The sequence below is a fragment of the Streptomyces sp. 5K101 genome (assembly GCF_046506645.1).
Taxonomy (GTDB): domain Bacteria; phylum Actinomycetota; class Actinomycetes; order Streptomycetales; family Streptomycetaceae; genus Streptomyces.
Map to the genome: position 1 here is coordinate 22,780 of NZ_JBKFFO010000014.1, position 15,577 is coordinate 38,356.

Sequence of the window (15,577 nt, forward strand, 5' to 3'; positions counted from 1 at the left end):
CCGACCTGACAAAAAGAGCGAGTGAGTTTACCCACAACGGCATTCGGCTATGCGCCTCGCACCAGGTTTTCTTCCCCTATGAGGCTGATCTTTTGTTGATCGCACGGCAGTTGGGGGCCGGAGGGGCATACCCTTCACTGGGTGAACCAGTTGATGTCCCGCGAGTCCGAAGAAGCCGAGACGCCCGGCGCCGATGCAGCGCCCCGCACGGGCGCGACGCCGGGCGACGCCGCACTGCCCGGCAGGCTGACCGAGCCGTTGCGTACGGAGCTCGTCGCCTTCCGGCGCGACCTCCACATGCACCCCGAGCTCGGGAACCAGGAGTTCCGCACCACCGCGGCGATCAAGGACCGCCTCGAGCGGGCCGGCCTGAAGCCGCGGGTCCTCTCCATGGGCACCGGACTCGTCTGTGACATCGGCACCGACTCGGCTCCCGGACGGCCCCTCTTCGCGATCCGCGCCGACATCGACGCCCTCCCCATCCCGGACACCAAGAGCGGCGTCCCCTACCGCTCCACCGTGCCCGACCGCGCCCACGCCTGCGGTCACGACGTGCACACCACCACGGTCCTCGGGGCCGGACTGGTGCTCGCCGAGCTCGACCGGCAGGGCCTGCTGGCCCAGCCGGTGCGGCTGCTCTTCCAGCCCGCCGAGGAGGTCCTGCCCGGCGGCGCGGCCGACGCGGTCGAATGCGGTGTCCTCGACGGCGTCGGCAAGATCATCGCGGTTCACTGCGACCCCCGGGTCGACGCGGGTTCGATCGGGCTGCGGCCCGGCCCGATCACCTCGGCCTGCGACCGGATCGAGGTCTCCCTGGACGGACCCGGCGGCCACACCGCCCGGCCGCATCTGACGACGGACATGGTCACCGCCGCCGCGAAGCTCGCCATCGAGGTCCCGGCCCTGCTCTCCCGCCGCGTCGACTCGCGCTCCGGGCTCGCCGTCACCTGGGGCCGCATCACGGCCGGTCACGCGCCCAACGTGATCCCCCAGCACGCCGAGCTCTCCGGCACCGTGCGCTGCCTGGACCTGGCGGGCTGGCGCGCCGCCCCCGACCTGGTGCACGCCGCGATCGACGAGGTCGCCACGCTGCACCGGGCCAAGTCGCAGATCGACTACATCCGCGGGGTGCCGCCCGTCGTCAACGACCCGGCCGTCACCGAGCTGCTGCGCGACGCGCACGCCGCGCGCCGCGGACCGTATGCGATCGAGGACACGGAGCAGAGCCTCGGCGGCGAGGACTTCTCCTGGTACCTGGAGCACGTGCCGGGCGCCATGGCCCGCCTCGGGGTGCGGACCCCCGGCGACACCACGCGCCGCGACCTGCACCGCGGGGACTTCGACGTCGACGAGGAGGCCATCACGGCCGGCGTCGAGCTGTTCACCGCCGCGGCCCTGCTGGAAGGTCTCGGTGCCCGCTGAAGCCGTCCGCCCGGTGGCCCGCTGAGCGTTCGCCCGGCCCGGACGTCGTACGGACGTCCGAGCCGGGCCCGCCGACGACATGCCGGGGGTGCGGAGGCCCACCCCCCGCCCCGGCACGTCGTCCAAGGGGCGTGGCTGGTTCGCGACGATCCGATAACGACTGATGAACGGGTCTTTAACTGACATCTACGCGCGTTACGATCGCCGCGAACCCAGCGCCGGAAGTGGCGCTTTCGGTCAGGTTTAAGGAGCCCCCCCGTGCGCCGGATCACCAGGATCGCCACCGTGGGCATCGCGTCCGCGGCTCTCGCGCTGTCTGCCACCGCGTGTGGCAGCGAATCGTCGACCTCCGCAGGTTCGGACGACAAGGGCGGCAAGGCCGCCATCGCGTATGACATCGGCGGCCGCGGCGACCAGTCCTTCAACGACGCCGCGTACGCCGGTCTGGAGAAGGCCGAGAAGGAACTCGACATCAAGGGCACCGAGCAGGAGCCCAGCGAGGGCGAGGGCGACCCCGACAAGGTCCAGCGCCTCACCGCCCTGGCCCGCGCCGGCAACAACCCCGTGATCGGCGTCGGCTTCGCCTACGCCCCGGCCATCGCCGAGGTCGCGCCGAAGTTCCCGAAGACCACCTTCGGCCTCATCGACGACACCTCGAAGACCGGCCCGAACATCGCCAACCTCGTCTTCAACGAGGAGCAGGGCTCCTACCTGGCCGGCGTCGCCGCCGCCAAGGTGACCAAGTCCAAGACGGTCGGCTTCATCGGCGGTGTCGAGACCCCGCTGATCAAGAAGTTCGAGGCGGGCTTCGTCCAGGGCGTCAAGGACACCGACAAGAACGTCAACGTCAAGGTCCAGTACCTGACCCAGCCGCCGGACTTCGGTGGCTTCTCGAAGCCGGACCTCGGCAAGGCCGCCGCGCAGGGCCAGCTCGACGCGGGCGCCGACGTGATCTACGCCGCCGCCGGTCTCGCCGGCGCGGGCTCCATCGAGGCGACCGCCAAGGCCAAGAAGTGGGCCATCGGCGTCGACTCGGACCAGTACAACCAGAAGGGCCTGGCCGCCTACAAGGACCAGATCCTGACCTCGGTGACCAAGAACGTCTCGGGCGCCGTGTTCAACCTGATCAAGTCGGTCAAGGACGGCAAGCCGCAGACCGGTGAGGTCCGCTACGGCCTCCAGGACGACGGCGTCGCCCTGTCCCGGTCCAACCCGGCCTTCACCAAGATGACCGACGTCATCACGGCGGTCGACAAGGCCAAGGCCGGCATCACCGCCGGCACGATCAAGGTCCAGACGGCGCCGTAAGGCGCCGGAGGTCCACCTGGTCTTCCGTACGGACTCGGTCCGGGCCCCGCACCCGCGGGCCCGGACCGAGTTGTGGCCACCGGTTTTTCTCATTCGGGATCGCTACGCGCGTAGACAACACCTCGGCGCGATAGCTTCGCCCCATCCCCTGCCCGCCGATTCCGCCCTTCCCGCCTGCCCGCCAGCAGCCGCCCGCCCCGACCTGCCGGCACCCTTTCCCGCCAAGGAGAGTGCGTCATCAACGCGTCCAGTCCGTCACCGCCGTCGGCTGCTGCCGTAGAACTGCGCGGCATCACCAAGCGCTTCCCCGGCGTCGTCGCCAACCACGACATCGACATCACCGTCCGCAAGGGCACCGTGCACGCCCTCGTCGGTGAGAACGGTGCCGGCAAGTCGACCCTGATGAAGATCCTCTACGGCATGCAGAAGCCGGACGAGGGCACCATCACCGTCGACGGCGACCACGTCACCTTCTCCAGCCCCGCCGACGCCATCGCCCGCGGCATCGGCATGGTCCACCAGCACTTCATGCTGGCGGACAACCTCACCGTGCTGGAGAACGTCGTCCTCGGCGGCGAGAAGCTGTACGGCATCGGCTCCCGCGCCCGCAAGAAGATCCAGGAGATCTCCGACGCCTACGGCCTCGGCGTGCGCCCCGACGTCCTCGTCGAGCAGCTCGGCGTCGCCGACCGCCAGCGCGTGGAGATCCTCAAGGTCCTCTACCGCGGCGCCCGCACCCTGATCCTCGACGAGCCGACGGCCGTGCTCGTGCCGCAGGAGGTCGACGCGCTCTTCGACAACCTGCGCGAGCTCAAGGCCGAGGGCCTGACCGTCATCTTCATCTCGCACAAGCTGGGCGAGGTGCTGTCGGTCGCCGACGACATCACGGTCATCCGCCGCGGCACGACCGTGGGCACGGCCGACCCCGCCAGTACCACGCCCAAGCAGCTCGCCGAGCTGATGGTGGGTGCCGAGCTGCCCTCGCCGGAGACCCGCGAGTCGACGGTGACCAAGGTGCCGATGCTCGACGTGGACGGCCTGCGGCTGACCGCCACCGACCCCGACGGCGTCGTCCGCGAGGTCCTCGCGGGCATCACCTTCACCATCCACAAGGGCGAGGTCATGGGCATCGCCGGCGTCGAGGGCAACGGTCAGACCGAGCTCATCGAGGCGCTCATGGGCATGCGCGACCCCGACGGCGGTGTGATCAATCTCGGTGGGACGGACATCTCGCACGCGCCCACCCGCAAGCGGCGCGAGTACGGCATCGGTTACATCCCCGAGGACCGCCACCGGCACGGACTGCTACTGGAGTCCCCGCTGTGGGAGAACCGCATCCTCGGCCATGTCACCGAGCGTCCCAACAGCAAGCGCGGACTGCTCGACCTCAAGGCGGCCCGCAAGGACACCGAGCGCATCGTCCGCGAGTACGACGTGCGCACGCCCGGCATCGAGGTCACCGCCGCCTCCCTGTCCGGCGGCAACCAGCAGAAGCTGATCGTCGGCCGCGAGATGAGCCACGCGCCCAAGCTGCTCATCGCCGCCCACCCCACCCGCGGTGTGGACGTCGGCGCGCAGGCGCAGATCTGGGACCAGATCCGCGAGGCGCGCCACGAGGGACTCGCCGTCCTGCTGATCTCCGCCGACCTGGACGAGCTGATCGGGCTCTCCGACACCCTGCGGGTGATGTACCGCGGCCGCCTGGTCGCGGACGCCGACCCCGCCACGATCACCCCCGAGGAGCTGGGTTCGGCCATGACCGGCGCGGCCAGCGGCCACCTGGAGCACCACGAGCAGCCTGAGAACGGTGAGGGCCGATGAAGAAGTTCGACAAGGACCGGCTGATCCTGGGCCTGGCCGGCCCGGTGCTCGCGCTGGTCGTGGCCTTCCTGCTCACCTCCGTGGTGCTGCTCCTCTCGGACCGCAACCCCTTCGAGCCGTACCGGCTCATGGCGGAGCAGCTCGAGTTCACCGACGTCCAGGTGCTGATCATCAATCAGACCGGCATCTACTACCTGGCGTCCCTCGCCGTGGCCATCGGCTTCCGGATGAACCTGTTCAACATCGGCGTCGACGGCCAGTACCGCCTCGCCGTGATGCTGGCCGCAGTCGTCGGTGCGGCGGTCGAGCTGCCCGGGCCGCTGCACGTCCTGCTGATCGTGTTCGTCGCCATGGCGGTCGGCGCGTTCTGGGCCGGTATCGCGGGTGTCCTGAAGACCACCCGCGGTGTCAGCGAGGTCGTCTCCACGATCATGCTGAACGCCATCGCCACCAGCCTGATCGCCTGGCTGATCCTGCCGAGGAACCTCGGCGTGCAGCTGCCGGGCTCCAACGACCTGACGACCGGTGAGATCGCCGAGTCCGGCTGGGTCCCCGGTCTGGACATGGGCCAGGGCGGGTTCATCTACGGCTTCACGTTCGTCGCCTTCGCGCTCGGCATCGTCTACTGGTTCGTCCTGAACCGCACCCGCTTCGGCTTCGACCTGCGCGCCACCGGCGCCAGTGAGTCCGCCGCGCAGGCGAGCGGCGTCGACGCCAAGCGGATGATCCTCACCGCGATGCTGATCTCCGGTGCCATGGCCGGTCTCGCCGGCATGCCGATGCTGCTCGGCCAGACCCACACGTACAGCCTCAGCTTCCCGGTGGGTGTCGGTTTCACGGCCATCGGCATCGCCCTGCTCGGCCGCAACAACCCGATCGGCATCCTCTTCGCCTCGCTGCTCTTCGCCTTCCTGGACAAGACGGCCGAGGGCCTGGGACTCGCGGGCTACGAGAAGGAACTCGCCACGATCATGCAGGGCCTGATCGTGATCGCGGTCGTCGTGTCCTACGAGATCGTCCGCCAGTACGGACTGCGCCGGCAGCAGCAGAAGGTCGGCGAGGAACTCGCCGCGCAGGCGCGCAAGAACAAGGAAGAGGTTGTCTCGTGAGCGACGCACGCGAGGCCACCGGCCCGCAGACGACGATGGCCGCGCCTGCCTGCCGAGCGGGCGGAGAAGCGAATGAAGTGAGGACGGCATGAGCGAGTCCACGAGCACGGTCTCGATGACCAGCACCGCGCCCAAAAAGGGCGGCGGCCGCCGCAAGCTGTCCCTGCCCGTCATCCTGCTGATCATCGCGGGCGGCCTGCTGCTGTTCTCGCTGGTCCGCACGATCAGCGGTGCCGAGGACCTCACCTCCGTCGGCCAGATCTCCGGCGCCCTCCAGCTCGCCGTGCCCATCGGCCTCGCCGGTCTCGGCGGTCTGTGGTCGGAGCGGGCCGGCGTGGTCAACATCGGTCTCGAGGGCATGATGATCCTCGGCACCTGGTTCGGCGCCTTCGCCGGCTACCAGTGGGGCCCGTGGAGCGGCGTCCTGCTCGGCATCGCGGGCGGCGCGGTCGGCGGTCTGCTGCACGCCGTGATGACGGTGACATTCAACGTCAACCACATCGTCTCCGGTGTCGCCATCACCATCCTGGCCACCGGCCTCACCCGCTACCTGTCGAACTTCACCTTCGGCGAGGCCGAGGGCGGCTCCTCCAAGCAGTCCCCGCGCATCGACCCGATCGACCGGATCACGATTCCGGGGCTCTCGGAGTGGCTGGCCGACATCCAGGGCAAGCACTGGTTCTTCGTCTCCGACCTCGCCGGGGTGCTGGGCGGGCTGATCACCAACCTGTCGTTGCTGACCGTCGTCGCGATCCTGCTCATCCCCGGCACCTGGTGGGTGCTGTGGCGCACCGGATTCGGCCTGCGGCTGCGCTCCTGCGGTGAGAACCCGGTGGCCGCCGAGTCCCTCGGCGTCAACGTCTACAAGTACAAGTACATCGCCGTCGTCGTCTCCGGCGGGCTCGCCGGTCTCGGCGGCGCCTTCCTCGCCATCGTCTCCACCGGCATCTACCAGGAGGGCCAGACCGGCGGCCGCGGCTACATCGGTCTCGCCGCCATGATCTTCGGCAACTGGATGCCGGGCGGAATGGCGCTGGGCGCCGGCCTGTTCGGCTTCACCGACAGCCTCAAGCTGCGCGGCGGCGCGGTGAACGTCCACGCGATGCTGTTGCTGCTGGCGATCCTGCTGCTGATCGTCGTGGTGTGGCAGCTGTACAAGAAGAAGTACCTCCAGGCCGTGATCTCGGCCGCGGTCTCGGCGCTGCTGTTCACCTGGTACGCGCTGACCGACGAGCTGCCCAGCCAGTTCGTCGACGCCGCGCCGTACGTCACCACGCTCCTCGTCCTGGCGCTGTCCGCGCAACGGCTGAGGATGCCCAAGGCGGACGGCCTGCCCTACCGCAGGGGCCAGGGCAAGTGACCACACCTGCTGTCGACTGGGAGGCCCTGCGGGAGCTGGCGCGCGAGGCGATGTCGCACGCGTACGCCCCCTACTCGGGCTTCCCGGTCGGGGTCGCGGCCCTCGTCGACGACGGCCGCACGATCACGGGCTGCAACGTCGAGAACGCCTCGTACGGGCTCGGCCTGTGCGCCGAGTGCGGGCTGGTCTCGCAGCTGCATGCGACCGGCGGTGGCCGGCTCACGCACTTCACGTGCGTGGACGGCGAGGGCGCGCTGCTCGTGCCGTGCGGCCGCTGCCGTCAACTGCTGTACGAGTTCGGCGGGCCGGAGCTGCTGATGGACACCCCGGCGGGTGTCCTGCCGCTCTCCGAGATGCTGCCGCACGCCTTCGGCCCCGCCCATCTGTCGTAACCCCTGTGTTCGCCTTTGTTCCCCGCGGCCCTTCCGCTCCGGTGGGAGGGCCGCTCCCCTACCCTTGCTCTATGCGCGTAGAGCCACCTCGGCCGCGTGGAGCGACTCTGGAGGAATGCCATGGACGTCATCTCCGTCATCCGCACCAAGCGGGACCGGGGCGAGCTGAGCGACGAGCAGATCGACTGGGTCATCGACGCCTACACCCGCGGCGAGGTCGCCGACGAGCAGATGTCGGCGCTCGCCATGGCCATCCTGCTGAACGGCATGAACCGCACGGAGATCGCCCGCTGGACCGCCGCGATGATCGCCAGCGGTGAGCGCATGGACTTCTCCTCGCTGAGCCGCCCGACCGCCGACAAGCACTCCACCGGCGGCGTCGGCGACAAGATCACACTGCCGCTCGCGCCGCTGGTCGCCGCGTGCGGCGCGGCCGTGCCGCAGCTGTCCGGGCGCGGCCTCGGCCACACCGGCGGCACGCTCGACAAGCTGGAGTCCATCCCCGGCTGGCGCGCGCTGCTGTCCAACGAGGAGATGCTGCACGTCCTCGACACCACCGGCGCCGTCATCTGCGCCGCGGGCGACGGGCTCGCGCCCGCGGACAAGAAGCTCTACGCCCTGCGGGACGTCACCGGCACTGTCGAGGCGATCCCGCTGATCGCGTCCTCGATCATGTCGAAGAAGATCGCCGAGGGCACCGGGTCGCTCGTCCTGGACGTGAAGGTCGGCACCGGCGCGTTCATGAAGAACATCGACGACGCCCGTGAACTGGCCTCCACGATGGTCGCGTTGGGCACCGACAGCGGGGTGCGCACCGTCGCCCTGCTCACCGACATGTCGACGCCGCTGGGCCTGACGGCGGGCAACGCGCTCGAGGTCCGCGAGTCCGTCGAGGTCCTGGCCGGCGGCGGCCCCCAGGACGTCATCGACCTCACGGTGGCCCTCGCCCGGGAGATGCTCGCCGCGGCCGGCATCAAGGACGCCGACCCGGCGAAGGCGCTCGCCGACGGCTCCGCCATGGACGTCTGGCGCCGCATGATCGCCGCGCAGGGCGGCGACCCCGACGCCACCCTGCCGGTCGCCCGCGAGCAGCACGTCGTCACGGCCCCGTCCTCGGGCGTCCTGACCCGTCTCGACGCGTACGACGTCGGCGTCGCCGCCTGGCGCCTCGGTGCGGGCCGCGCCCGCAAGGAGGACCAGGTCCAGGCGGGCGCGGGCATCGAGATCCACGCCAAGCCGGGCGAGCCGGTGACGGCGGGCCAGCGCCTGCTGACCCTGCACACGGACACGCCGGAGAAGTTCGCGTACGCACTGAAGTCCCTGGAGGGCGCCTTCGACATCGCCCCGCCGAACACGGAGTTCACGGCGAGCCCGATCGTGCTGGACCGCATCGCCTGAGCGCGCGGGTCCCCCGGAGCCCGGCAGGGGGCGAGACCGCGCGGGCCGCCGCGATGAGTTCCCGCCGCGGTGCCGGTCATCCCCATGTGGACGCCATGCAGCCGATCGTCATGCGCATCGCCGGGAGGGTCGCCCCCGGCGATGCGCCCGGCCTGTGCGAGGAGTTGACCGCTCTCCTGAGGGACGCCGGCGCGACGGCGTCGCCTCCGGGAACGGCGTGGGAAGACGACCCGGCGCCGGGCGCCGCCCGCGCGGCGGCGGACACTGCGCCTGACCCGGACGCGGCGGCGGGGGACGGTGCGGCGCGGCGGTGCCGGCCCGAGGTCGTCTGCGACGTCGGCGGACTCGCTCAGACCTCGCTCTCCGTCGTCGACGCGCTCGCCCGCCTCCAGCTCACCGCCCGCCGCCACGGCACCCGCATATGCGTGCGGAACGCCCCGCCCGACCTGGTGGCCCTGCTCGGCCTCGTCGGGCTGTCCGGACCGGCCGGGCTGGGGGAGTCCACCGTGCGGGTCGGCCCCTAGGCCGCGACCGCCTCCCCGGCGCGGTACGGCATGTGCAGACACCCCTCGCCCACCCGGCGAGGTGCCGGCGGGCGATGGCCGGGAACGCGGGATCGGCGTACCCCTGCGGGTCGGCCGGGTCGCCCTCGCCAGACGTGCAGGCCGGAGCGCGGCCCCACGATCTCGTACCCGCGCGGCAGCACCGCCTCCAGGTGCCGCCACGTGCGGTGCCGCCAGATCCAGTCGCTGGCGCGTCCGATGGTCATGCTGTCGCCGACGAACAGAGAACGCATGCTTCCATCCTCCCGGACCGCGCTGGCCTGCGACGTGACCCGGGACCCGGCGGGCGCGGCGGCGGGGCCTAGAAGAAGGTCTTGTAGGTGGTGGAGTCGGTGCGCAGGGGGAGGGTGTAGGCCGGGGAGAAGGGGCGGGTGGTGCTGTTGGTGCCGGTGTAGGTCGCGGAGCCGGTGGGGCCGATGGCGTAGATGTCGGCCACGCCGTGGAGGGAGTTCGTGCCGGCCGGGATGATGTGGGTGTACTTCTGCCAGCCGCCGCCGATCTGGCGGCGGGCGGTGAAGGTGCCGTCGCCCTTGCCGAGGTAGAGCCACAGGACGCCGTCCTTGTCGCGGGCGAGGAGGTCGCCGCCGGTGGCTCCGGCGATGTTGCCGGGGGCGGTGAGGAGGTTGTAGAACTGCCAGCCGCCGCCGATCCTGACGCGGGGCTTGAAGGGCTTGGCGGCGTCGCCGGTGGAGGCGTAGAACCACAGGACGCCGGAGGTGTCGGTGGCGAGCAGGTCGCCCCGTCCGTCGGCGTTCAGGTCGGACCCGCCGGTGATCTTGTTGTAGACCTGCCAGCCGCCGCCGATCTTCGTGCGGGGCAGCAGCTTCTGCTTCTCGCTCTGGTGGAGCCACAGCACGCCGTCGCGGTCCCGGCCCACGACGTCGTCGGCGACCCCGCCGGCCACGTTCCCGGGTGAGGCCATCAGCGTGTACGTGTTCCACCCGGTGCCGAGGCGCTCCGGGTCAGGCTTGGTGACGGTGGGCGAGCAGCCGGCGTCGTGGCACTCGACCTCCTTCATGGCGGTCAGCTGGCCGATTCCGTACGCGGAGAGGTTGCCCGAGCTGTCGCGGACGAGCGCGTCGGCCCCGCCGTTGTCGTTGAAGTCGCGCGGCTGCGCCGGGCGTGCCACGGTGAGGCTGCCCGTCCGTACGACGGCCGGGCCGAAGCGCTGCTCCGAGGTTGCGGTCATCTTCCAGGTGTACGTGCCGTTGTAGGCGCCGAAGCTGTTGCCCAGGGTGCCGTCCCAGTCGATGAACGGGTTCATCTCGTCGTCGAGGCGCACCGTGCGGCCGGTGGCGGTATGGGTCAGATCGAAGCGGACGCTCGCCCACTCCTCGTTGAACTCCCAGGCGAACCTCGCCGACTTGTACGCGAAGGAGGTGATCCGGCTCGGTACCGTCAGGCTCTTCAGAGTGAGTTCGGGGGCGTCGGGGATGTCCGCCACCATGGTCACCGCCGGCTCGCCGGCCCCGTCGAGGGCGACCCGGAACACCCCCCAGCCGTCCGCCACCGTGCCGCCGCGCACGAGGAGCGTGCCGCCGGGGCCGGGCGTCACCTGGTTCGCGAACCGGAACGGCTCGACGGTGTGGCCGTCCTTCAGCGACCGGAACGTGAGCCGGGTGTCCTCCCTGATCGCGAGCCAGTCGTCACCGAAGGCGAACGAGGCCCAGTGGGGCAGGACTTCGGTCGCCCCGGTGTGACGGTCGATGACCTTGGTCCCGCCGTCACCGAACTGCCAGGCCACGTGATCCGGCGTCACCTGCACGCTGTAGGCGTAGCCGCCCATGTCGTACGTCTGGGTGACGGCGGCCGTGGCGACGTCGACCACGGCGAGGCGGTACGCGGAGAAGTCGGTGTTCACCAGCTGGACTGCCACCGTGCCGGGGGCCGTGGGGGAGACGATCCAGAGCTTCCCGGAAGGGAGCCCGGTCACCTTGCGGTCGACGGTCCGGCCGCCCGGCTCCCGGCTGACGAGGTGAAGGGTGTCGGTGGCCGTGTCGTTCATGACGAGCGTCGAGCCGTTGACCTGGCGCAGCTCGTACGAGTCCGGGGTGTCGACGACGACCGGGTCCCCGCCCTTCGCCATGTCCTGGACGGTGTGGCGGGTGCCCCTGCTCCCCACCACGATGTCGGTCTCGGCGGCGCCCAAGTACCTGGTGTACCCCCCGTCGCTCGGGAGCGGTGTCGAGGTGCCGTCGTACCGCCACCAGTCGGCGACGTCGTGATCGGAGGTGAGGAAGCCGGTGGAACCGACGCTGTCGACGCGGTCCGACGTGTCGAGCACGGGGAGCGCAGCCTCGGCCGTCCGCTCCTGCCCCACGGCGGCGGGAGCGGCCGTCGCGACGCCCGGCACGGCCACGGCGGCGGTGGCGAGCGTGACGGCGAGGGCGGTGGTCAGCCGGAGCCGGGACGGGCGGACACGGGCGTGGGAACGGGACAAGGCGCTGGGCCTCCTCGGGCGAGGGACGAGCGGGGCGGGCGGGACGCCGGGGCGCCACACCCACCAGACCGGCGCGGCGGCCGAAAGGTTGTACGCTTCGGCCGCCCTTGGACGCCTGCCTCGCCCCCCTCAGACGGGAGAACCCGGCCGAGGCCCCGGGCAGGCCCCTGCCCCAGGCCCCCGACCGGGACCCGCGGCCCGGGCCCTCTGTCACGGACGCTGCCGCCGGGCCCGCGGGCCGGGCCGTGCGCCGACCACCGTGGTCAGCCCGCCGGACGGCACCTCGAACGACGCCCCGTCCAGGACGCGGGACCGTCCTCGCGGGCCTGAAAGTGGACTCAGGTGATCGGCTCGCATTCCCAGGCGGAGGAGTCGCGAGCCGAGGGGTGGGCCATCCGCCGGGGCGGCACCGGCGGTGCACGGAAGATCACCGGTCGGTCATTGGCGCCCCGGACTTGTCCAGGCGGGCCGGCAGGTCGAACAGGGGGAACCAGCGCTTGGTGTCCAGGAAGAAGTCCATCCCGCCGACCTTGCCGTCCCGCAGCTCCAGGACGATCAGGGCCCACGGCTCGTAGCCCTCGCCGTCCTGGCTCGGGTGGTAGTGCGCGAAGGCCGGGACGCCGTTCGCCACGGTCGGGACCAGCCGGGAGCCGCGGCAGACCTCGCCGACGCCCAGCATCCAGCCCACGATGTCGTCGTGCCCGCGCAGCCACAGGTCGTACGGCGGCATGGACATCGTCGCGTCCTCGTGGAGCAGCGCCGTCAGGGCCTTCATGTCGTATCCCTCGAAGGCCGCGACATAGCGGTTCAGCAGGTCCTGCTGCTTCTCGTCCAGCGGGTCCGCCGCGTCCGAGGCCGTCGGCTCCTGCTCGGCGAGCGTGGCGCGGGCGCGCTGCAGGGCGCTGTTCACCGAGGCCACCGTGGTGCCCAGCAGCTCGGCCACCTCGCTCGCCTTCCAGGCCAGCACCTCGCGAAGGATCAGCACGGCCCGCTGCTTGGCCGGCAGGTGCTGGAGCGCCGCGACGAAGGCCAGCCGGATCGTCTCCCGCTCCACGGCCGTCTCCGCCGGGTCCACGACCGACGGCAGCACGCGCCCGTCCGGCACCGGCTCCAGCCAGGTGATCTCCGGACGGGCGTTGAGCCGGGCCTGGGCGACCGGGGTGGGGTCCGTCAGGTCCATCGGCCGCGCGCGGCGGTTGCCCGCGTTGAGCATGTCCAGGCAGACGTTCGTCGCGATGCGGTAGAGCCAGGAGCGCAGCGACGAGCGCCCCTCGAACTTCTCGATGTTCCGCCAGGCGCGGACCATCGTGTCCTGGACCGCGTCCTCGGCCTCGAAGGACGAGCCCAGCATGCGGTAGCAGTAGCCGGTCAGCTCCCTGCGGTGCTTCTCCAGCCGTGCGTCGAGATCCTGCGTAGCGAGGTCACTCATCTGGTCCACCCCTGTCGCCCATCGGCACCGGCGGTACGCAAGCTACCGCAGCCCACTGACAATCCGGTCCGGGCCGGTGGAGCCGGGAGCGGCGGGGACGCTCCCGTGGGACCGTCGAGGGGTGTGTGGCCGATGGGCTCAGGTGCCGGGCTTGCGCCCGTACACATAGACGTCGTCGCCGTTCTTCAGCAGATTCCAGTATGCCTTCGCGTCCGCGGAGCGCATGTTCACGCAGCCGCCGGACCCCGGCGGGTTCCAGACGGACTTCGTCGTGGAGTGGAAGGCCTGGCCGCCGTCGAAGAACTGCGCGTACGGCATGCGGACGTTGTAGAGCGTCGACCAGTGGTTGATGTTGCGCCAGTAGATCTTCTTTGCGCCGGTGCGGGTCTCCGTGCCGTTCTTTCCGGTGCGCACCGGCACCGGGCCGTACTTGAGCGTCCTGCCGTCCTGGATCCAGCTGAGCTGCCGGGTCAGGTCGACGCACGCGATCCGGCCTTTGTTGGTCGGGCACTTGCCCGCCTTGTTCGGGTTCTTCCCCGCCGCCCGCTGCGCGAGCATCGTGCTCATCGTGCGCCAGGTGATCGGGCCCGCGTAGCCGATGGTGGGTGTGATGCCGTGCTTGGCCTGGAAGGCGCGGGTGGCCTTGCAGTCGGCGGCCGACTGTCGCCCGTCGACCGGGCGGCCGAGGAACTTCTCGACCTGCTTCTGGTACGGGCCCGTCGACGTGGTGCACGACGCGGCGTGCGCGGTGCCGCTGCCGAGTGCGACGCCGAGCGGGAGCAGCATGCCGGTCAACCCGAGCAGCACTCCCGTACGTCCTATTCTGCCCCTCATGTCCCCCAACTCCCCTTCACATGCCTTCCGGTGGGACGGTCTGCCGGTTGAGACACGCGAAGGGGGGCGGTAGTTGCACGGACGGGGGACGTATTCGCGACGTATTCGACTTGGGACGCGGGAGGCCCGGGAGGGGGTGTCGTCGTGGACGCGGGGGAGGCGGGGGGCGTTACGCGGCCGCCGCGATACGCCGCTCCTGCACCCGCGCCGCGTGCGTCCCGTACAGCGTGACCGACACGACGCCGAGCACCGCCAACAGCCCGAGGAGCACCGTGCCGGACCAGCCGCCGGCGTGGAAGGCGACCGCGCCGAGCGTGCCGCCCGCGCTGCTGCCCAGGTAGTACGCGGACTGGTACAGCGCCGACGCCTGGGCGCGGCCGGTCTTCGCTGTACGGCTCACCGCGGACGACGCGACCGCGTGGCCGGCGAAGAATCCGGCGGTGATCAGGACCAGGCCGAGCAGCACGGCGGCCAGCGAGTCCGCCAGCGAGAGCAGCAGACCGGCGGCCGTCGTGGTGACCGCGAGGTACAGCGCGCCGCGCCGGCCCAGCCGCCCGACCAGCTTCCCGGCGGCGGCGGACGAGACGGTGCCGACGAGGTAGACCAGGAAGATCGAGCCGATCACGCCCTGGGGCAGGCCGAACGGAGCCTCCACCAGCCGGTAGCCGATCACCGTGTAGACCGCGCCGAAGACGGTCATGAAGAGCGCGCCGATCGCGTACAGCCGCATCAGCAGCGGGTCGGACAGGTGGCCGCGGACCGTCCTGGCCAGGGCGAGGGGGCTGAGCGAGCCGGGTGCGAAGTGCCGTGCCCGGGGGAGCAGCGCCCGGAAGACGAGCGCGCACGCCAGCGCCATCACGCCGACCGCGGCGAGCGCGACGCGCCAGTCCGCGAGCTGGGCCACCCAGCCGGTGAGGATGCGGCCGCTCATGCCGCCGATGCTGTTGCCCGCGACGAACAGGCCGATCGCCGCCACCAGCGCCTTGGGCCTGACCTCCTCCGCGAGATACGCCATCGCCGAGGCCGGCAGTCCCGCCAGTGCCGCGCCCTGCAGGGCGCGCAGCGCCACCAGCCACTCCAGGTTCGGTGCGAACGGCACCAGCAGGCCGAGGACGACCGCCACGGCCAGCGACACGGTCATCACCGTACGTCGGCCGAAGCGCTCGGACAGGGCGCTCAGCGGCAGCACGCACAGGGCCAGCGCGCCCGTCGCGGCGGACACCGTCCAACTGGCGGCGCCGGCGGTCACGCCGAAGTCGGCGGAGACGGCGGGGAGCAGTGGCTGGGTGGAGTAGAGCAGGGCGAAGGTCGCCATGCCGGCGGCGAAGAGCGCGAAGCTCATGCGGCGGTAGCCGGGCGCGCCGGGGGAGAGCCTGGTGTCGGTGACGGGGGACGGCGAGGCGGCGCCCACGGTGGTGGGCGCCTTGGTACTGGCAGGAGGCATACGTCGAAGGTAGGCCGCTCCGTTTCATGCGTCCAATGCATGAAACGGAGATAATCG

General features: G+C 71.1%; 13 protein-coding genes. 8 read left to right on the forward strand and 5 right to left on the reverse strand.

Going from position 1 to position 15,577, the window contains the following annotated elements:
• The first annotated feature begins 153 nt into the window (after positions 1-153).
• The 8 genes from ACLB9X_RS25050 (at position 154) to ACLB9X_RS25085 (ending at position 9,334) form a co-directional block, all read left to right on the forward strand.
• Complete coding sequence (locus tag ACLB9X_RS25050) at positions 154-1,422, forward strand: amidohydrolase (RefSeq protein ID WP_410362787.1); 1,269 nt, start codon at positions 154-156, stop codon at positions 1,420-1,422.
• 258 nt (positions 1,423-1,680) lie between these two features.
• Complete coding sequence (locus ACLB9X_RS25055; protein ID WP_410362644.1) at positions 1,681-2,730, forward strand: BMP family protein; 1,050 nt, start codon at positions 1,681-1,683, stop codon at positions 2,728-2,730.
• A gap of 174 nt (positions 2,731-2,904) precedes the next feature.
• Complete coding sequence (locus ACLB9X_RS25060) at positions 2,905-4,551, forward strand: ABC transporter ATP-binding protein (RefSeq protein WP_410362788.1); 1,647 nt, start codon at positions 2,905-2,907, stop codon at positions 4,549-4,551.
• Positions 4,548-5,660: an ABC transporter permease gene (locus tag ACLB9X_RS25065; protein WP_410362645.1), complete on the forward strand. Its 1,113-nt coding sequence runs from the start codon at positions 4,548-4,550 to the stop codon at positions 5,658-5,660. Before ACLB9X_RS25060 ends, ACLB9X_RS25065 begins: the two co-directional genes overlap by 4 nt.
• Positions 5,661-5,748: 88 nt before the next feature.
• The gene (locus ACLB9X_RS25070) at positions 5,749-7,020 is read left to right on the forward strand and encodes an ABC transporter permease (protein WP_410362646.1); all 1,272 of its coding nucleotides are present in this window, start codon (positions 5,749-5,751) and stop codon (positions 7,018-7,020) included.
• Positions 7,017-7,412, forward strand: a complete 396-nt coding sequence (locus tag ACLB9X_RS25075) for a cytidine deaminase (RefSeq protein ID WP_410362647.1) — start codon at positions 7,017-7,019, stop codon at positions 7,410-7,412. Before ACLB9X_RS25070 ends, ACLB9X_RS25075 begins: the two co-directional genes overlap by 4 nt.
• 120 nt (positions 7,413-7,532) lie before the next feature.
• A complete protein-coding gene (locus ACLB9X_RS25080; RefSeq protein ID WP_410362648.1) occupies positions 7,533-8,810 on the forward strand; it encodes a thymidine phosphorylase in 1,278 nt (425 codons plus the stop codon).
• A gap of 95 nt (positions 8,811-8,905) precedes the next feature.
• Positions 8,906-9,334 (forward strand): STAS domain-containing protein, encoded by a 429-nt coding sequence (locus tag ACLB9X_RS25085; protein ID WP_410362649.1) that lies wholly within the window; start codon positions 8,906-8,908, stop codon positions 9,332-9,334.
• Here ACLB9X_RS25085 and ACLB9X_RS25090 read toward each other — a convergent pair.
• The 5 genes from ACLB9X_RS25090 to ACLB9X_RS25110 all read right to left on the reverse strand — a co-directional run bounded on the left by ACLB9X_RS25090 (position 9,331) and on the right by ACLB9X_RS25110 (position 15,520).
• A complete protein-coding gene (locus ACLB9X_RS25090; RefSeq protein ID WP_410362650.1) occupies positions 9,331-9,606 on the reverse strand; it encodes a hypothetical protein in 276 nt (91 codons plus the stop codon). The two genes, ACLB9X_RS25085 and ACLB9X_RS25090, sit on opposite strands and share 4 nt — an antisense overlap.
• A gap of 68 nt (positions 9,607-9,674) precedes the next feature.
• On the reverse strand, positions 9,675-11,813 hold the full coding sequence (locus ACLB9X_RS25095; protein WP_410362651.1) for a hypothetical protein: 2,139 nt from the start codon (positions 11,811-11,813) through the stop codon (positions 9,675-9,677).
• 427 nt (positions 11,814-12,240) lie between these two features.
• Complete coding sequence (locus tag ACLB9X_RS25100) at positions 12,241-13,242, reverse strand: sigma-70 family RNA polymerase sigma factor (RefSeq protein WP_410362652.1); 1,002 nt, start codon at positions 13,240-13,242, stop codon at positions 12,241-12,243.
• A 138-nt stretch (positions 13,243-13,380) separates the two neighbouring features.
• Positions 13,381-14,028 (reverse strand): L,D-transpeptidase family protein, encoded by a 648-nt coding sequence (locus ACLB9X_RS25105; protein WP_410362789.1) that lies wholly within the window; start codon positions 14,026-14,028, stop codon positions 13,381-13,383.
• A 217-nt stretch (positions 14,029-14,245) separates the two neighbouring features.
• On the reverse strand, positions 14,246-15,520 hold the full coding sequence (locus ACLB9X_RS25110) for an MFS transporter (RefSeq protein ID WP_410362653.1): 1,275 nt from the start codon (positions 15,518-15,520) through the stop codon (positions 14,246-14,248).
• Positions 15,521-15,577 lie beyond the last annotated feature (57 nt).